The sequence below is a fragment of the Bacteroides sp. RTP21281st1_H5_RTP21281_210402 genome (genome assembly GCF_040918965.1).
Taxonomy (GTDB): domain Bacteria; phylum Bacteroidota; class Bacteroidia; order Bacteroidales; family Bacteroidaceae; genus Bacteroides; species Bacteroides congonensis.
This window is the reverse complement of record NZ_JBCOWR010000003.1, coordinates 15,506-32,942: the sequence shown is the minus strand read 5'-3', so window position 1 is coordinate 32,942 and position 17,437 is coordinate 15,506. Positions and strand designations below refer to the sequence as shown.

Below are 17,437 nucleotides of genomic sequence, written 5' to 3'. Positions count from 1 at the left end.
CCGACTATGGCGATACGAACGAATACCAATCCCCGGCAGATGGACTTGCAGCCCGAAATGCGCAATATGCTGATGCGTAACGGCCTGCAAGCCCATGTTGCGCTTGATGGTTCAGGGTATCGGCTGATTGTGCAGGGGCATGATTCTCCGCTGCTGGTCTATCCGATAAGCGAACGTCAGATGTTGGCACTCACGGACTGGGGAACCAATACGGCCAACAAGAAAGCCTACAACGTGCTCACGAGCATCGTGGGCAAAGACTTCTACATGCCCAAGAACTTCGTCCATGCCCGCAATGCCAACGGGCGTGTGGCTATGGGGCTGCACGGCTACCGCATCGGCATCGGCGAGTACGGTCGCATGGGACGGATGGGAATGCCCCCGCCGTTCCTCGGCTGGACGCCACGCAACCAGTGGGGCTTCCACCTGCGCAGGGTCGGCGGCCAACTGTTCTTTCCGGGGCCGTCCATCGTACCCGAACGTCCCGACGGGCGCATGAAGCCCGGCGAGTTGCAATCGGGCGGTTACGGATTCTATTACAAGGGGCATCAACAAGCGCAACCCGTACAGCAACGGGACGTTCTGCAGGACTTGCAGGCGGTCATCACGCCGATTGTCAGCCGTCCGCGCAGCGGAGAACCGGCACGGCCGTACAAGGAGCTTATAGCCTCTCCGGTCTATTTTTCCAACGAGAAATGGGCGGAGTGCCTTGCCTCGCACGGTCTTGTCGTGGATGCGGAAAGGCGGACGCTAACCGTGCAGTCGGAAAGCGTCCAAGCCGATATGGTCTATGACCTGACGGAAGAGGAAGTGAGGACACTGGTTGCCACACCCATCGAGGAACAACCCGTAGAAAAACGTCTGGAACTGCTGAACGGCATTATCGGGGCTGACTTTTCCGACAAAGTGACGATGGAGGCTCTCAACAGCGATCAACGCATCGCTATCGGTCTGCATCCCGAAGTACAGCAGGATTTGGAACAACGCCAACGGCAGGAGCAGGAGGCTTTCATGCCGGTGGAAACCTCGCTGCAACAGCAAGAGGAATCCATACAGGGAGAGATCGGTGCGTCAGTGGACGGGCGTGACCTCCAGTTTCTGAATGAAAACAAGGGATGGTATCGGGAAGAGAAGCACGGACGGGAAGTCGAAGTGAGCCAGATAGCCGTTCAACCGGCACAGACCGAGGGGAAATACAGGATGACCGCCGTTATCGACGGTCAGGCTATCAGCCACGAAATCACTCAACGGGACTACGACAAGTTCCTTGCTGTGGATGATTATCACCGGATGAAGCTCTTTTCCAAGATTTTCAGCGAAGTGGACATGAAAACACGCCCGGAAGCACAACGGGCGCTCGGTACGAAAATCTTTGCCGCCCTCACCGCAGGTACGGTAGTCGCGGCGGGTGTCGCGCACGGCATCCACCATCACTGCCATGCCCCGGAGTTCTACGGCGAGCGTTTCGGCGGTCCGCCACGCCCGTACTTCAAGCCGGGTGTCGATACGCCGAGGGATGTGGCCATCCGTTGTTTCGAGGCAGAGATGAACCGTGAAATCAATGATATGAGAATGGGGAGGTAAACCATGAGAGAGGGCGAACTGACTTATGACGATTTTCTGCGCAGGCTGAACATTCAGGACGTGCTTATCGATGCGGGCTATCACCTGAACCGGCGCGACGGCCTGCGCTATCCCTCGTATGTCCGGTTGGACAGCGAGGGGCGGCGCATCCGCAACGACAAGTTCATTGTCACGCAGCAAGGGAAATGCTGTTTCAAACCGCAACAGCAGAAGTCGTATAACATCATTTCCTTTATCAAGGAGCATCCGCATTTTTTTGCGGAATACCGTGCAGGCGTGTCTTCCGACCGACTGGTAAACCTTGTCTGCAACCGGTTGCTGAACCAACCCGTCGCTGACCGGGATACCCGGATTATCCAGCCTAAACGGGAGGTGAAGCCGTTTGATATGGCGGATTACGACATTCACCAGTTCAATCCGCAGGATCGGGCGACACAAAAGAAGTTCTATCCGTTTTTCAAGCATCGTGGAATCGACCTTTACACGCAATACGCCTTCCACCGGAATTTCTGTCTGGCGACAAAGCATCGTGAGGACGGCATGAAATACACCAACCTCGCCTTTCCGCTGACCGTTCCGAAAGATACGGGGCAGGTTGTCGGTCTGGAAGAGCGAGGCCGCCCCCGCATGGACGGCAGCGGCAGTTATAAAGGAAAGGCGGAAGGGAGCAATTCGAGCCAAGGGCTATGGATTGCCAGCCCAGCCCAAACGCCTCTTGCGAATGCCAGGCATATCTACTGGTTCGAGAGTGCCTACGATGCGATGGCCTATTACCAGCTTCATCAGGTAAACAACAAGGATTTGCGGAAAGCGGTCTTCGTATCTACCGGCGGCAACCCGACGGTGGAACAGATGCGGGGTGTTCTCGCACTTACACTTCCTGCCCGGCAGCATATCTGTTTTGATACCGACCTTGCGGGAATCGAGTTTGCCAAGAATCTGCAACAGGAGATGTACCGGGTTGTCCGCTCCACCATCGAGCAGACGCCGGAGCGGAAGGCATATCTGGATTCCGTCGCTGACGGCAAGAATCTCGATGAAGGCGACATTGAACTGTTGCCCGACGCTTTGCGGTCGAGTTACGGCAAATATGAATCCGCGTGGGAAGAAGCCATGTCGATGCGGTCGAGCGGTTTGTGCCACCCGGACGACATACGGGAGCAGACGGATATCATGAACGGTCATTACCGGGAATTTCGGGAAGGGCTGCGGGAGTTCCTCGGCTTGGACAGGGAAAACGATACCTCTTTTGTCCGTGAACAGCCGACCTATCCCAGCAAGGACTGGAACGAACAGCTTTTGGCCGAGCTGAAACGGGAAGAGACGGTCGATGAGACACAGGCGAGAGAACAGTCACCGGAAGAGGAACAACAAACACACTTTCGCCGATGATGACCGATGCACCTACAGGACATTTCCAAAGTATCGTGCTGCAACCGCACGCCGGACAGTTCTTTATCGACGAGCTGCCCGCAATCGTGCTGTGTTGTGCGGCATGGGTGTACGGAGGTATGGAGGGGCTGCCTCTGACGGCTCTTGCCGTACCGGTCGCCACCTTGCTCTCTTTGGCATTGCTGTACCGTTTCATCTATCTGCGCCGGACACGCTACCATATCGGTTGCGAGCAGCTTATCAGCCAGCATGGGGTGCTGTCCCGGAAGACGGACTACATGGAGCAATACCGCATCGTGGACTTTGTGGAACACCAAAGCCTCATGCAACAGCTTTGCGGATTGAAGACGGTACGCATCTTCTCGACGGACAGGAATACACCCCGGCTTGATTTGGTAGGTATTGAATACGACTTCGATGCGGTAACGCTTATCCGGGAACGGGTCGAGTATAACAAACGAAAAAAGGGAATATATGAAATCACGAATCATTAGTCTGGTCATTTTTGCCGTCTGCATGATGCCACACTGGGCGAAAGCACAAATCACGGCATCCAATCCGTTGGAATGGATGGCGTTGGCCGAGGGCAACGAAGTCATCAATGACCAGATAGAGAAACAGATAAACGGCCAAACGAAGACAGCGATGCTGCAGAACAGCATCGCCGCCGAGTTCAACCGCATTCACAAATGGGAGAAGCAATATAACAGCTATCTCAAGACGGCAAGCGGCTATGCTTCATCACTGAAAGCCTGCACCCACCTCTATAACGACGGGGTGAGAATCTTCCTTACGTTGGGGAAATTAGGCAAGGCTATCAGGAACAATCCGCAGGGCATCGTCGCCTCCATGAGCATGAACAACCTGTATATCGAGACGGCAACGGAACTGGTATCGGTCTTCACGCTCCTGAATGACGCGGTAGCCAAGGGCGGCCATGAGAATATGCTCACGGGAGCGGAACGCAGCAAGACCCTGTGGGCATTGAACGACAAACTTTCGGCTTTCAGCCGGAAGCTGCACCTGCTCTACCTGAGCATACGGTACTATACCCTCAATGATGTGTGGAACAATGTGACGGCCGGGATGCTCGACCGCAACAACGGGGAGGCGGCACGGATGGCCATGACCCGTTGGCGCAGGGCTGCCGTCCTCGCACGATAAAAACGGAACTGACAATGAAACGGACGATTTGGATAGGCATCTTATTGTTGTGCATCGGTATTAACAAGACATGGGCGCAGAACGACCCCGTGCTTGCCGGGATGATTCTGCTCTATACCGACAAGGCGGAAAAGGAGCTGAAGAACCAGGAGAAGGTCATGCTGCTGCAGACCACCGGACACCTGTGGACGAAAGAGGAAGTGAAAGCCACGACCGACCTGCAACGGGAGTTCAACAACTATCTGGACTCTTTCCGGTCGATAGTCTGCTACGCGGCGCAGATATACGGTTTCTACCACGAAATATCGAAGCTGACTGACAATATGGGTGACTTTACCAGACAGGTGAGCCGTAACAGTCCCAATGCGCTGGCCGTCGCCCTCTCCACGCAACGGAACCGGATTTACCGGGAACTGATCATGAACAGCGTGGAGATTGTGAATGACATCCGCATGGCGTGCCTTTCGGACAACAAGATGACGGAGAAGGAGCGCATGGAAATCGTCTTCGGCATCCGTCCGAAGCTCAAGCTGATGAACAAGAAGCTGCAACGGCTGACCAAGGCGGTGAAGTACACGACGATGGGCGACATCTGGCGTGAAATCAACGAAGGGGCACGTCCGACGGCCGACAAGCGGGACATCGTGGAAGCTGCCAAGCGACGCTGGCGGCAGATAGGAAAAAATGTAAGACCTTAAAAACAGATAACGTATGGGAGTTTGGGATTCAATATTGAAATATGGCGGCAAGGCCATGAAAGGTGTCGGGACGGCTACGGCGGCTACCGGCAAGAAAATGGGCAATGCGGCTTTGCACCCCTCGCAAACCTTGCGTGGTGCGGGTCAGGCCGTCAAGACGGCGACTGTCGGCGGCGCAGTCGGTTATGTGGGCTGGGAGAAGCTGACCACCGACAAAAGCGTGGTGCGCATCGTGAGCGATGCGGTCATCGGCGAACTGGCGACGAATACCCTCGCGGAGACGGCTGACGGTGTGCGTGAACTGACGGGCAAGGCCGGGGAAGCCATCGGCTCGGTCAGCGGTGCGGTGACCGGTATCGACAACAAGCTGAACGGCGTGTCGAACTTTCTGCGCCAAGCCTCTGGTGGCGGTGTCATGGATATGTTCGGCAACTTTTTCCGCAACCTCGGCAGCGGCAACGTGTCGGGGTTGGGCATCGCCGGACTGGTCGCGGCGGCGTTCCTCATATTCGGACGCTTCGGCTGGTTAGGAAAAATCGCGGGGGCGTTCCTCGGCATGATGCTTATCGGTAATAACGCGGGTGTCCTCCGAACGCAGGAAACGGGAAACGTGCAGCGTAGCCGGACACCTGACCTTCCGGCCGAGAAACAGACGCACAGCGGAGGGATGAGAAGATAGGAATATGAATCAAAATGGAAACAGCATGAAATATACAGAAGAAATGATCCTGCAATCCGAGAGCGGCTATTGTATGCCTTTCGAGGAACAGCAGGGCAAGGATGTGGAGCTGTCGCTCGGCTACGGCGAACAGACCGACCCGGCGACGGGCGAGAAATTCTTTCATCACGGCATCGACTTCAACGTGCGGTGCTATACGCTTTCCGCCCTTGCCAGCGGCATCGTGTCGGGCGTGGGCAACGATAGCGGACACGGCATCTGCCAGACCATCCGCTACGGGGAGTATGAGGTGACCTACGGAAACCTGTCCAATGTGTTCGCCCAATTCGGCCAGCGTGTCAAGGCCGGGCAGACGGTAGCCCTGAGCGGCGACAAGCTGCATATCGCCGTCCGCTTCAAGGGAGAGGAACTGAACCCGCTGGAGTTCCTGACGATGCTGTACGGGAATATTCAGGCGATGCGTCAGGCTGGCGGACACGAGACTGACTATTTCTCCGGTCTGGAACTGAAAACCGATTACGAACACGACAAGAGGGAGATAGAGGAACTGATGCTGCGCTTCCTGCCGCATTACATGGAGGATTTGCGGCATGGGACATACACCTTGCCCCGAAATACGGAGCAGTCGCTACGCCACATCTTCACGGTGGGCGCGATGAAGGAGTATTTCTACGAGAATATGCCGAGCATGGCCAATCCGCTCGGACTGGGACACAAAGCCCTGCCGCTGGCCTGCAAGGTACAGAACCTCCTGATTGCGGATTTCCTGCATTACCTCGCCCTGCGGCATGACGTGTACCTCTCCACAGCGGACGGCGACGTAAAAAAAAACTCCATGACGAAGCCCTGACATATAACGGTGTCATCGACCCGTTGGCGGAACTGGACATCGACATCCAGAGCTTCGACATACCGAGGCTTGTCACGGTCTATCCCGACCGGGCGGGTGTGCGCTGGTGGACGAAGGCATGGTTCAACAACCGGGAAGAGGGCGAGACATCCGTCGAAATCGAACGGGAGCAGGCGATACGGTTCATGCAGGACAACATCGAGAAGGACGCATGGCTGGAAGAGTTCTTTCCCCGGCAGATGGAGGTTTACCACAACGCCATCGAGCAGACGAAAGAACAGTTATTGAAACAGATAAATATATAGTACACAATATGGATGGAATCAAACATAGCCGGCAATTCGCGGAAATGGAACGCCTCGTGAGCGACTATTTCCATTGCCACCTTGCGCCCGTCATGTCAAAAACGCAGGCTTACCTCACGAAGAAACAGGGCGAGGAAATGAGGGAATATTCCACCTCCTTGGGCGGCATACTCAGCGCGATGGCGTCTGCGGCACAACCGATGGGCGACCCATACCAGGTACTCAAGGTCACGGGCGAATGGAACTCGAAGACAACGGAGGACTATATCGGAATGTGCAAGGCGGAGATTACCGGCTCCAAGGAGATACAGCAAGACCTTGCATACATGGCCGGGCAGTGGCGTGATACCGTCGTGCAGGAAATCGGACGCAAGCGTTACGATGAACTGTCGGAACAATTAGGCGGTGACCTTGCCTATGCCTATATGGACTACCGGGTGGAGGAACTGATGATTGACCGGCTGGTCAAGGAGCGTATGCCGAAATCGTCAGCCGACTACATCATCCGCAAGGCCGCCGAATCGAGCCTGCTCGGACTCTCGCAGACCTTGAACCGCTCGCCGCTTGCCGAGGAAATCGAGGCACGGGGCGAAGCGGCCTACCGTCCGAAAGGATGGGAAAAAGGCGCGGGTCGGGTACTGGGCGCAACGGCAGATACCGTGATGATGGGCGGCGTGGGTTCGTGGGCAACACTGGCGAAGTTTGTCGGGGCAGATGTGGCTATCTCGGCAGTCGCCTCCCGTTTCGAGCCGAAAAAGCCTGATACGCTTTCTGTGGAACAGTGCATCAGCAAAGGGGTGTTCGGCAGCGAACGGAACGTGTTTGCGGACTTCCGCAAAGAGGCTGCAACGGTACAGACCGGCGAGAGTCCGCTTATCATGGCGGCCAACGAGCGATTGAAAAAGAAAATACCGGTGATGGACTTTAATTTTTTGAAGTGGATGCAGACGCCGAAGTTTACCCCTTTCCAAATGCCCGAACTGCCCGGACACCCTGAAAAGAAGAATGAACGTGCCGAACGGTACAAGGATGTGCCGCTGGTCGTCGCTCCCGGACAGGAAGAAGCCTATCTGAAGCATTTGGAGAAATATAAGAATGCAACGGCTGTAACTGCCAAAAAGGAGTCAGCGCAGCCGGAGACGGAACAGAGGGAAAAAGAAGAAAAAGAGGAACGGCAGGCGGTTGTTCCCCACAAGGAAGAAATGCAAGAGGAACAGGCCGTACAGAACAACACGAACGGTTGGAACGGATTGCTCGGTATGCTGGGGCTGGACGGTATGGGAGACGTCACGGGCAACCTCGGATATGTCATGGCCATGCTGCCCGACATCCTGCTGGGGGCGTTTACCGGCAAGACACAATCGTTGCGCCTGGGGGACAACCTGCTGCCGATAGCGAGTATCGTGGCCGGTCTGTTCGTGCGTAACCCGTTGCTGAAGATGCTCCTTGTCGGTCTGGGCGGCGCGAACCTGCTGAACAAGGCTGGACACGAGGCTTTGGGGCGACCCATGCCGTCCGCTGCCGAACAGACGGAGAAACAGTACCGCCGTTATCCCGACGAGCCGCTCAATCCCCGTATCGTGAACCCGGTACTGCAAGGCAGCACGCTCATCGCCACGATAGACCGTGTTCCCTGTACTATCCAGCTCACGCCGACTGTCGGAGAGGCTTACCGTGCAGGGGCATTGCCGCTGAACACGCTGGCGAACGCCGTGCTTGCCAAAAGCGACCAGTTGCGCCATATCGCCTCGCAGAATTACGACGACGGACAGCGGGAGACGGTCGTGCGCACACGGGGCATCCAATAATTCCATGAACAATAAAAGCATGATGATATGAAAGAAAAGTCGCAAATCGAAAAGAAAGCCGAAGCAAGGCAGGCGGAGCTGCTGTCTGCCGCACTGGGCGGGGCATCGAACGCCGGCGGCCATTGGCTCAACGTATCGGGCAAGGGATTTCCCCGGCTCTATCCGCAGGGTGTCTCGGCCAGTCCGTTCAATGCCCTCTTTATGGCCTTGCATTCGGACAATAACGGATGCAAGACCAACCTGTTCACGCTTTACAGCGAGACCAAGGCACGGGGTGCTGCGGTACGGGAGCATGAGCAGGGCGTACCGTTCCTGTTCTATAACTGGAACAAGTATGTCAACCGGAACAACCCGAATGAAACCATCGACCGCACCGCCTATCTCCAGTTGGACGAAGGGCAGAAGGCACAGTTCAAGGGTGTCCACAACCGGGAGATACGCACTATCTTCAACATCGACCAGACGACGCTGCCCTACGTGGACAAGCCGGCTTACGAGGATGCGGTAAGACAGGACGGCGGTGTTCAGGAGAAAGGATATACCGAAGCGGACAACCGCAAGTTGCGCACCCGGTTCAACGATTTCCTGCTGAAAATGCGGGACAACCTCGTCCCCGTGCGTTCGGACGGCTGCGGATTACCCCATTACGAGACGGACAAGGATGCGGTCTATATGCCGCGTCAAAAGGACTTTGAGCATTACCACGACTATGTGCAGGAAACCTTGCGGCAGATTGTGAGTGCCACAGGACACCAACAGCGGCTTGCCCGTGAGGGCATGGTCATGAAGAACGGCGTGGCCCCGTCGGAGGATGCGGTAAAATATGAACGGCTGATTGTGGAACTGGCTTCGGGAATCAAGATGCTGGAACTGGGGCTGCCTGCGCGTCTGTCCGATGAAAGTCTGAAGACGGTGGATTACTGGTGTCGGGAGTTCAAGGAGAATCCTTGCATGATGGATGCACTCGAAAGCGACGTGAACAATGCGCTTGACGTTATCCGCAAGGCGGAACGGGGCGAGAAAATAGAGTACGCCACCCTGCGCAACAGGCGGCAGACCACGACCATGCAGGAGCAGATGCCCAAGCATTACTTCGTGGCGAACGAAATCCGCCAACACCCGGACAAGGCGGCGAAAAGTATTGTCCTCGTTATTGACCGGGAAGCGAAATCGGCGGATGTCATTTTGCCGGCTGGGGCTTCGACCGAAGTGAACAACGAGATTCCCGGCATGAACAAGGGGCGTATCGAACGTGCCTTGAATAAGGAGGGCATCGAACAGGTACGCTTCTATAATACCGACGGTGCGCTGGGCTACAGACCTGACGACAGCTATTTCAACGAGAAACTGGTGACATTGGCCAGGCTAAGGAACTACACATTGGAAAGGCTTTCCACACTGGACGTGTCGGATGCGGTCAGGCGGGCGAACGAGGTCGGGTTCGATGCCGTACAGATGATTCAGGATGACAAGAACCGATGGGCACTCTATATCAAGCCGGAGAACAAGGAGGGGTACAGTGTCTATCCCGACAAGGAGGATGTGAACCGCTTTTTCTCCACGCTCAAGCAGGCGATGGACAACATCGACAAGGTACGCATGGAGCTGGCGCACAAATATTATACACTGGCGGAAGTCAAGCCTGACCTGAAAGTGGATTTGTTCAGCAGCGAGACGCCGGAGATTGACCTGAACCGTATTCAGCGTGTGTCTGTCTTCAAGACCAGGCAGGACGGCATTCAGTGCGTGGCGACCATCGACGGGCAAAAATTGCAGCCCCGGAGCGTCACGCCGCAACAATGGCAACGGATGTGGGTGGCGGAAGACCGTGAAGGCTACAAGCGGCATCTGGCGGCCACGCTGTTTGCCGATGTGCTGCAAAAGGGGCAATCCGTCGGGGAACAGAAGCAGGAAGAACAGGTGCGGCAACAGAACGAGGCGGTGGCAAAGAACCGGCCGGAAGCGAAAAATGATGAAAATGTTTCCCCACAACGGCAGTTTTGGGACAAGGTCAAGGAAAAGTACCCCGATGCCTTGCACCTGATCCGTACCGGAGAGGTGTATCGGCTCTATGACGAGGACGCCGTAAAGAGTGCGAAAATACTGGGTATCGGACTGAATGAGTATGCGGGGAACCGGGAACGGGGCTTCACATCTTATGCGGAGTTCCCGATGAATCAGCTTGACAGCTACCTGCCGAAACTTGTCCGTGCCGGTGAGCGGGTTGCTATCAGTGACATGGAGGCGCAAGAGAAGCAGCAGGCCGAACAGGAAACGCACAGTGGTATTCACAGATAAGGAGGAAGATTATGGGCAAGAATCAGGAATATGCACAACAGTACGCGGAGTATGCGATGGAACAGATGCGCAGGTATGGCATTCCGGCTTCCGTCACATTGGCGCAAGGCATACTGGAAAGCAGCAACGGACAAAGCCGTCTGGCAAGAAACGAGAACAACCATTTCGGTATCAAGGCAACCCCCTCGTGGATTGCCGGGGGCGGCAGGTACGGAACCTATACGGACGACAAGCCGAATGAAAAGTTCTGCAGCTATGACAGCGTGGGTGATTCATACGAGCATCACTCCCGCTTTTTGAAGGAGAACAGCCGCTATGCCAGTTGCTTCAAGCTCTCCCCGGACGATTACAAGGGCTGGGCACAAAGTATTGAGAAAGCCGGTTACGCCACAGGAGGCAAGTATGCCGAGAACCTGCAAAGAATCATCGAACAGAACGGCTTGCAGCAGTATGACAGGCAGGTGATGCAGGAGATGGCGGCACAGGGCAGGCAGTTCGGGGTGGAACACAATCCGCTCCAAACATCCGAGGGTGCGGAACATGGAACGGGGTATTCGTTTCCGGTGGAACGGGAGGAATTTCTATTCGTCACCTCGCCGTTCGGAACACGGCAAGACCCGATGGACGGCACAAAGCAGCAGATGCACAAGGGGGTGGATATCCGTTGTAAAGGCGACGCGGTACTGGCTACGGAAAACGGCGGCAAGGTCGTGGCGGTAAACCAAAACAGGAACACGCCCGGCGGCAGGTCGCTGACGGTGGAATATGCCCGGACGGACGGCAGCAAGGTACAATGTACCTATATGCACCTCAAGGAGATTTCCGTCAAGGTCGGCGATACGGTACAGGCCGGCGGACGGCTCGGCACATCGGGCAATACGGGGACACGGACGACCGGGGAGCATCTGCATTTCGGTGTGAAGAATATCTATGCCGACGGAACGATGCGGGACATAGACCCTGCGGCGTATCTGGCTGAAATCGCACAGAAAGGACATATCAAGCTGCAAATGCTGCACAACGGTAATGACCTGCTCGCCAAATACAAGGTGGCGGAAGAGACCGTGCCTGAAAAGAACCTTTCGCCTGACGGATGGATGAAGAAGCTCCTTTCGTCGGAGGACAGCGGTGTGGGAATGTCGGGTTGCAACGACCCGATTGTGGAGATGGCGATGACCGCTTTCGCCTCCCTGATGCTGCTGGCCACACAGATTGACAACCGGAACGAAGAGGAACAGAAGGCGGCCATATCTGCTATGATGGATCTTCGTGCCATTGACCTGAAGCCGTTGTTGCCGAATATGAAGAACTGCGACCTGACTATCGGCGAGAACGGCAAGGCTGTCTTGAATGCGGACAATGGCGAACTGCGTGTCTCACGGGAGCTGACCGCTTCCGAGCTGAGCCGGTTGTCTGCCACGTTGAACAACGGCACACTCACGGAAGAGGCCAAGCGGATGCGTGTAACCGGTATGCTGAATACGGTTATCCTGTCGGAAGCGGCCTCTCAGAATTTCGAGCAAGGGATGTCCCGGCAACAGGGACAGACGGAAAACCTGCGAAGATAAAAGCATGGCGATATGATAAAATGCGTGATGATACAGCTATGCAAGTGTCTGGCGGGAGTTTCCATCCTTGCTTTGCACGTCCGGTTCTGCTACCTGCTGTTGGGGTGGATCGGGACGTTCGTTGTCGTGGGCGTGCAATTAGTCATCGCCGGATGGATTGTCTGGGCGATGATACGCGCACCTGACTGACTGTACCCTCCAACAGTTCAACATCAATCAACCCATGTATCACTTGTCGGATGATCCATGTATCATTAAAGACAGAAAAACAAATGATTAAATGTAATGTTACGGTATGCGGCGTTATCGGCCGCGATGCGTCGGTTCGCAAGAACAAAGAAGATAAAGAGTTTCTGGCATTTCCACTCCGGGTACAGATTCCGGCGACTGGTGGCCAGCACACTATCGAGGTGGATGTCCGCAGGGAGGGCAACCAGGAAGAAGCCGCCGGTTATCGGAACGGCTCCCGTGTGGAAGTGAGGGGTACGATGTATCTCAAACGTCGGGGCGACAAGCTCTATTTCAACCTGTTCGCCGATGAAATCTGCCATGCCGCTACGGATAATGCGGATTCCGTCAAGGGCGAACTGGTGTTTCGTGGCAAGACCGGCCAGAACATCGAAGAAAAAAGGGATAAGAAAGACCAGCCGTACACGGTATTCTCGGCGTTCAGCGCGGAGAAGGTCGATGACGGCTTCGAGTACCAGTGGGTGCGCTTCTTCTGTTTCGGCAAGGAGCGCGATGAGTGGCTGCAGCCGGGTGTAAAGGTGGATGCCAGAGGTGAAATGAACCTGTCGGCGCACAACGGGAAGGTCAACCTCTCCTGCAAGGTGGAGGAACTGGCGCAATATGTGGCGGATTCGTCTAACTATAATCAGTAAGGGTTATGGCCGGTTACAGAAAAAGAAATGCCGACGGGCCGAACAGCGAGGACAAGGCACTCGACCTGTTCGCCGAAATGATGATCGAGAAAATCGAGGGCATCCACAAGGACTGGAAAAAGCCTTGGTTTACGGAGGGTGCGTTGCAGTGGCCCCGCAACCTTCACGGGCGCGAGTACAACGGGATGAATGCCTTTATGTTGCTCCTTCACTGTGAGAAAGAGGGGTACAAGATTCCCCGTTTCTGTACGTTCGACTGTGTGCAGCGGCTCAACAAGCCCGGCAAGGATGGGGAGGAACTGCCCCGTGTCTCCGTGCTTCGTGGCGAGAAGTCCTTTCCGGTCATGCTCACCACGTTCACTTGCATCCATAAGGAAACCAGGGAGAAAATCAAGTATGACGATTACAAGAAGTTGTCCGATGAAGAAAAGAATCAGTACAATGTCTATCCGAAGATGCAGGTGTTCCGTGTCTTCAATGTCGCGCAGACCAATTTGCAGGAAGCGAGGCCGGAGCTATGGGAAAAGCTGGAGCGGGAAAACTCGCGTCCGGCCATTGAGAACGGCGAGCATTTCAGTTTCGCACCTGTCGATACGATGATACGGGACAATCTGTGGATTTGCCCGATTACACCGCAATATCAGGATAAAGCCTACTATTCAATCTCGAACAATGAAATCATCGTGCCGGAAAAGGAACAATTCAAATCGGGAGAGTCGTTCTATGGGACGCTGTTCCACGAAATGACACACTCGACCGGTGCGGAGGGTGTTCTCGACCGATTCAAGCCGACTGCCTTCGGTTCCCCGGAGTATGCCCGTGAGGAACTGGTGGCGGAATTGGGCAGCGCATTGGTCGCACAGCGTTATGGCATGACCAAGCATATCAAGGAGGACAGTTGCGCGTATCTCAAAAGTTGGCTTGATGAGCTGAAGGAATCGCCGCAGTTCATTAAGACGACGCTTCTGGATGTAAAGAAAGCGACTTCAATGATTACCCAAAGGGTGGATAAGATAGCGCAGGAGTTGGAACAGAATGTCGGTGAGAAGCAGGAGAATGGAGTGGCGGCAAAGGAGAAGATTTATTATTCCTCTGTCGTTTATCTCCAGTCCTCGGATGATACGAGGCAGCTTGACGAACTTAGGGACAAAGGTGATTATGAGGGGTTGCTTACGCTTGCCAAGGAGTATTATGACGGCAACGGTATCAACGAGAAATATACTTATCCGTCGGCTACGAACAACAAGGGTGACAGCCTTATTGTCGATGACGGGAATTTTGCTGTCGTGTACAACGGGAGTGTCGGGGGAACCTACGAGGTGATGTTGAAATTCACGGAGCAGGAAATCCGAGACCATATCCGGCGTTACGGTGTCGATATTGCCGGAGAGACGATAAAAGAGGTTGCCAGGGAGATGGCGGTGGAACAGTTCTCCGCTTTGGCGCATCAAAAGATTCCGACCTTCGAGATGCCGAACGGCGACGTGCTGTATGTCGAATATAACAAGGAATCCGATACGCTTGATGTCGGGCAGCCCACCAATGCCGGGCTGGTCGCGCAGCATCGTTTCCCTTACGACCACAATATCGGGTTGGATGCTAACTTGCAAGCCGTGAACGAGAAGCTGAACGAACTGGAAGAGTATCGGGCAGAACTACAAGAGGCTGAATACGGTGGCGGTATGCGCCGGTAAGGAAAACAAGAAAAGATGCGGAACCGGTTGGCTCCGCATCTTTTCTTGTTTTCGTTTTTTTATTCTTTCAGTAAATCATCCATCATGGACTGCAAATTTGCCATGTCACAATATTGGTTATATCCTCCTCTGTAGTCTTTTGCGTGTTGGGCTGTCCGTATCAGAAACGAATCAAGTTCAACTCTTACGCCGCCGCCCATTCGGGCCAACGTGGAAGAGTGCCTGATGTAAACGAACTTGCCGTTGCGCTCGATGAAACATGAGGTATCATAATGTCCTTTTAAGTTGGATGCCACCTGTGCACCGACCGCCGTTGCATATTTGGAAATCTCACGTACCAATGCTGTCTGGAAACTGCGATACTCTTTTGAAACATAGCCTCCTGCATCTGCAAGGATAGCGTTCTGCCATTTGGTATAAAAATTCTGTGCCATATTGATATTTATTATTATTCGTTCCACAAATAACTTTTCCACTTCTCGCCGTCAATGGTCAGTTTGCCCATTTCCCAATCGTATTCCACTTCCGGTATATTGGTATAAGGGAAATTAACGGTATAGCCTATCTGTCCGTATGAGCAATGCAGAGGGGTAACACAAATCTCCCACCCGAAGTAAAGTTGTGGCGTGCAGTATTTTTGCCAGTTGAAACGACCTGCGGCAATATTGCCGCAAAGTCGTTTGAGTATGCCGGTTGTTGTCATTCCGCACCTCCTTTGCTTAGGATAGTAAGCTGTCCGGGACGGTCTGGAAACCAATAGGCATCACTGTCGATATATACGCATCTACCGCCATTCCACGGCTTTCTGAAAGCTAATACTTCTTTGGGGCCAAACACCACCCCATAGTCGTTTGTAAACGCCACCATATCGCCTACAGCCAAACCGCTGTCTGTTTCCATGACTTCGGACAACCGGCTGAAAAACTCCATGCCCTCGGCTTCACGCTCTTTCTTCCAGCGCAGAAATTCCTCTTTGTGGCTTCTCGATGAGCCAATGGGTGATAGCTCCGATGCCAAAACTTCAATCTCAGAAGAACCTGTTGCGACTAAAATAATACTGTCGCTATCCACTTTTTCGGGAGTTGAGATAATTCGACATTCTACATCGTTATCGGCAGTGTGCCGATAAAGGAGGTTGCCTTGCTTGATGAAATCGTACTTGTTCATTGTCTTTTGATTTAGTGATTTTTTTTATTTCCCTTTTCTTGAAGTCTTCTGACTTCGCCCAAAGAGGTTGTTTTCATGTGCGTTCCAAACGGGGGATACAAGAACGACGGACAAGGAACCTGCGATGAAATTTTATGAAATACCGTTATCTCCGATTACGGAAAGTTGTCGTCAAATTTTATTTCAGGTAGCGATAGCGGTACTTGAACCATGTTCGTCCACCGTACCTTTGCACACGAAAACAGATCTGCGGCGTATGTCGGGGCTGTGAAGGGATTATACCCTTAAAACAGGAATATACCGGCAGGGAAGCCGATGGCGGAAACTCGGCAGAGTATGTTATAAAAGTAATCGGGGAGCCTGTGCAAAAAAGAGAGCAACCACCCGCTTTTGAGGCGGGTGATTGCCAATGTTTCGGACAATCATCAGAAGTGATAATCAACAACTCCTCCGATGTAGAGTATCGTTCCCGGTTCAAGCCTACAAACAAACTCCATAAACGCAAAGGACTGTTCGGCAAAAGACTGGCAGCCGTCGCCATCCAAATAGAAATGATAGGCGACATCCAACGGATTTTCTACTGCCTGTTTGAGATAATAGGTCGAACCCCATTCCAACATATTATCTACCGTAAGAGCATCCGCTCTCTTTTTGATATTGGCGACATACTCCTCTTTCCATTGCTCTATTCCACCATTATAGCGCATGGTGTCATCGGATATAAGCTCGAACATTCCGTTGGGTAAGGCATGATTGACCAAATTGGCAATATCCTCTTTACGGTTTTCCTCGTCTATTTCTGAACAATAGTCATAGAAGCTCCCGTCTCCTTGCTGGAGTGTGTCCTCATTCAGATAGTTTTCTTTGTCTATCGGCTCCGTTGAAATTTGAAAAATCCTGCTGTGCATAATTGTAAATTTTAGATTGTCAAACATTTTCTTGTTTCCCTTTTCTTGAAGCTCTTCGGCTTCTCGTCGGGGAATGATTTTTATGCAGGACTGACAGCGGAAAAAGGACGGATAAGGCAAGTAAACAGTGTACGGGATGGAACGGAATACCCAACCGCCGAGTGCAAGGGCAAAACCCGGCTCGACCGGCTTTGTTCTGCAACGAGACGGGGGCTAAAAGCCCATCTTCGATTTGCGGAAGGCTGCCGTGAAGAATATCCGGGAACCGTTAGCGAAAGCGGTACTTGACGACCGGACGCACGCTGTACCTTTGCATAGAAAACCTCTCCGAAGAGAATTGCTGACGTGAGATGAGAAAAAGCCATAATTGAGAAATGTTATTATTCATAAAGGGGAAGGACTATTCATAGTTGTTTTCCTGTTACAATCCAAATAAAATTG

The 17,437-nt window shown here is 53.7% G+C and carries 18 protein-coding genes; 14 read left to right on the top strand and 4 right to left on the bottom strand.

Annotation, left to right across the window (positions count from 1 at the left end; translation table 11 throughout):
- The first annotated feature begins 6 nt into the window (after window positions 1–6).
- The 14 genes from AB5443_RS05670 (at window position 7) to AB5443_RS05605 (ending at window position 14,921) form a co-directional block, all read left to right on the top strand.
- Complete coding sequence (locus AB5443_RS05670; protein WP_008782480.1) at window positions 7–1,584, top strand: hypothetical protein; 1,578 nt, start codon at window positions 7–9, stop codon at window positions 1,582–1,584.
- A gap of 3 nt (window positions 1,585–1,587) precedes the next feature.
- Window positions 1,588–2,976, top strand: a complete 1,389-nt coding sequence (locus tag AB5443_RS05665) for a toprim domain-containing protein (protein WP_008782479.1) — start codon at window positions 1,588–1,590, stop codon at window positions 2,974–2,976.
- Entirely contained in the window at window positions 2,973–3,470 is a 498-nt protein-coding gene (locus AB5443_RS05660) for a PH domain-containing protein (RefSeq protein WP_008782478.1), read from the top strand. The genes AB5443_RS05665 and AB5443_RS05660 overlap by 4 nt, the downstream gene beginning before the upstream one ends.
- Entirely contained in the window at window positions 3,451–4,140 is a 690-nt protein-coding gene (locus AB5443_RS05655) for a hypothetical protein (protein ID WP_008782477.1), read from the top strand. The genes AB5443_RS05660 and AB5443_RS05655 overlap by 20 nt, the downstream gene beginning before the upstream one ends.
- 14 nt (window positions 4,141–4,154) lie before the next feature.
- The gene (locus tag AB5443_RS05650) at window positions 4,155–4,838 is read left to right on the top strand and encodes a hypothetical protein (protein ID WP_008782476.1); all 684 of its coding nucleotides are present in this window, start codon (window positions 4,155–4,157) and stop codon (window positions 4,836–4,838) included.
- Window positions 4,839–4,851: 13 nt separating this feature from the next.
- A complete protein-coding gene (locus AB5443_RS05645) occupies window positions 4,852–5,517 on the top strand; it encodes a hypothetical protein (protein ID WP_008782475.1) in 666 nt (221 codons plus the stop codon).
- 25 nt (window positions 5,518–5,542) lie between these two features.
- Entirely contained in the window at window positions 5,543–6,367 is an 825-nt protein-coding gene (locus AB5443_RS05640) for a M23 family metallopeptidase (RefSeq protein WP_016278613.1), read from the top strand.
- A 23-nt stretch (window positions 6,368–6,390) separates the two neighbouring features.
- Window positions 6,391–6,672, top strand: coding sequence for a hypothetical protein (locus tag AB5443_RS05635; protein ID WP_004301295.1), 282 nt, complete (start codon window positions 6,391–6,393; stop codon window positions 6,670–6,672).
- 8 nt (window positions 6,673–6,680) lie between these two features.
- Entirely contained in the window at window positions 6,681–8,480 is a 1,800-nt protein-coding gene (locus tag AB5443_RS05630) for a hypothetical protein (RefSeq protein ID WP_008782473.1), read from the top strand.
- Window positions 8,481–8,507: 27 nt separating this feature from the next.
- Window positions 8,508–10,778, top strand: a complete 2,271-nt coding sequence (locus AB5443_RS05625; RefSeq protein ID WP_008782472.1) for a zincin-like metallopeptidase domain-containing protein — start codon at window positions 8,508–8,510, stop codon at window positions 10,776–10,778.
- Between the two features lie 11 nt (window positions 10,779–10,789).
- Window positions 10,790–12,346, top strand: a complete 1,557-nt coding sequence (locus AB5443_RS05620) for a glucosaminidase domain-containing protein (protein WP_008782471.1) — start codon at window positions 10,790–10,792, stop codon at window positions 12,344–12,346.
- A gap of 12 nt (window positions 12,347–12,358) precedes the next feature.
- Complete coding sequence (locus tag AB5443_RS05615; RefSeq protein ID WP_016278614.1) at window positions 12,359–12,535, top strand: hypothetical protein; 177 nt, start codon at window positions 12,359–12,361, stop codon at window positions 12,533–12,535.
- 83 nt (window positions 12,536–12,618) lie between these two features.
- Entirely contained in the window at window positions 12,619–13,227 is a 609-nt protein-coding gene (locus AB5443_RS05610) for a hypothetical protein (protein WP_016278615.1), read from the top strand.
- Window positions 13,228–13,232: 5 nt separating this feature from the next.
- Window positions 13,233–14,921: a zincin-like metallopeptidase domain-containing protein gene (locus AB5443_RS05605; RefSeq protein WP_008782469.1), complete on the top strand. Its 1,689-nt coding sequence runs from the start codon at window positions 13,233–13,235 to the stop codon at window positions 14,919–14,921.
- Between the two features lie 59 nt (window positions 14,922–14,980).
- Here the strand turns inward: AB5443_RS05605 and AB5443_RS05600 are convergent, their stop codons facing one another.
- The 4 genes from AB5443_RS05600 to AB5443_RS05585 all read right to left on the bottom strand — a co-directional run bounded on the left by AB5443_RS05600 (window position 14,981) and on the right by AB5443_RS05585 (window position 16,996).
- Window positions 14,981–15,355 (bottom strand): hypothetical protein, encoded by a 375-nt coding sequence (locus AB5443_RS05600; protein WP_008782468.1) that lies wholly within the window; start codon window positions 15,353–15,355, stop codon window positions 14,981–14,983.
- A 14-nt stretch (window positions 15,356–15,369) separates the two neighbouring features.
- Window positions 15,370–15,624: a hypothetical protein gene (locus tag AB5443_RS05595; RefSeq protein WP_008782467.1), complete on the bottom strand. Its 255-nt coding sequence runs from the start codon at window positions 15,622–15,624 to the stop codon at window positions 15,370–15,372.
- Window positions 15,621–16,088, bottom strand: coding sequence for a hypothetical protein (locus AB5443_RS05590; protein WP_008782466.1), 468 nt, complete (start codon window positions 16,086–16,088; stop codon window positions 15,621–15,623). Before AB5443_RS05590 ends, AB5443_RS05595 begins: the two co-directional genes overlap by 4 nt.
- Before the next feature lie 425 nt (window positions 16,089–16,513).
- Window positions 16,514–16,996 carry a hypothetical protein gene (locus AB5443_RS05585; protein WP_016278616.1) on the bottom strand — a complete coding sequence of 161 codons (483 nt, stop codon included), beginning with the start codon at window positions 16,994–16,996 and terminating at the stop codon, window positions 16,514–16,516.
- Between the last annotated feature and the right edge of the window lie 441 nt (window positions 16,997–17,437).

Coding starts and splice junctions, on each gene's coding strand:
- AB5443_RS05670 (WP_008782480.1), top strand. CDS start 7: ATGGCGATACGAACGAATACCAATCCCCGGCAGATGGACTTGCAGCCC.
- AB5443_RS05665 (WP_008782479.1), top strand. CDS start 1,588: ATGAGAGAGGGCGAACTGACTTATGACGATTTTCTGCGCAGGCTGAAC.
- AB5443_RS05660 (WP_008782478.1), top strand. CDS start 2,973: ATGATGACCGATGCACCTACAGGACATTTCCAAAGTATCGTGCTGCAA.
- AB5443_RS05655 (WP_008782477.1), top strand. CDS start 3,451: ATGAAATCACGAATCATTAGTCTGGTCATTTTTGCCGTCTGCATGATG.
- AB5443_RS05650 (WP_008782476.1), top strand. CDS start 4,155: ATGAAACGGACGATTTGGATAGGCATCTTATTGTTGTGCATCGGTATT.
- AB5443_RS05645 (WP_008782475.1), top strand. CDS start 4,852: ATGGGAGTTTGGGATTCAATATTGAAATATGGCGGCAAGGCCATGAAA.
- AB5443_RS05640 (WP_016278613.1), top strand. CDS start 5,543: ATGAAATATACAGAAGAAATGATCCTGCAATCCGAGAGCGGCTATTGT.
- AB5443_RS05630 (WP_008782473.1), top strand. CDS start 6,681: ATGGATGGAATCAAACATAGCCGGCAATTCGCGGAAATGGAACGCCTC.
- AB5443_RS05625 (WP_008782472.1), top strand. CDS start 8,508: ATGAAAGAAAAGTCGCAAATCGAAAAGAAAGCCGAAGCAAGGCAGGCG.
- AB5443_RS05620 (WP_008782471.1), top strand. CDS start 10,790: ATGGGCAAGAATCAGGAATATGCACAACAGTACGCGGAGTATGCGATG.
- AB5443_RS05615 (WP_016278614.1), top strand. CDS start 12,359: ATGATAAAATGCGTGATGATACAGCTATGCAAGTGTCTGGCGGGAGTT.
- AB5443_RS05610 (WP_016278615.1), top strand. CDS start 12,619: ATGATTAAATGTAATGTTACGGTATGCGGCGTTATCGGCCGCGATGCG.
- AB5443_RS05605 (WP_008782469.1), top strand. CDS start 13,233: ATGGCCGGTTACAGAAAAAGAAATGCCGACGGGCCGAACAGCGAGGAC.
- AB5443_RS05600 (WP_008782468.1), bottom strand. CDS start 15,355: ATGGCACAGAATTTTTATACCAAATGGCAGAACGCTATCCTTGCAGAT.
- AB5443_RS05595 (WP_008782467.1), bottom strand. CDS start 15,624: ATGACAACAACCGGCATACTCAAACGACTTTGCGGCAATATTGCCGCA.
- AB5443_RS05590 (WP_008782466.1), bottom strand. CDS start 16,088: ATGAACAAGTACGATTTCATCAAGCAAGGCAACCTCCTTTATCGGCAC.
- AB5443_RS05585 (WP_016278616.1), bottom strand. CDS start 16,996: ATGCACAGCAGGATTTTTCAAATTTCAACGGAGCCGATAGACAAAGAA.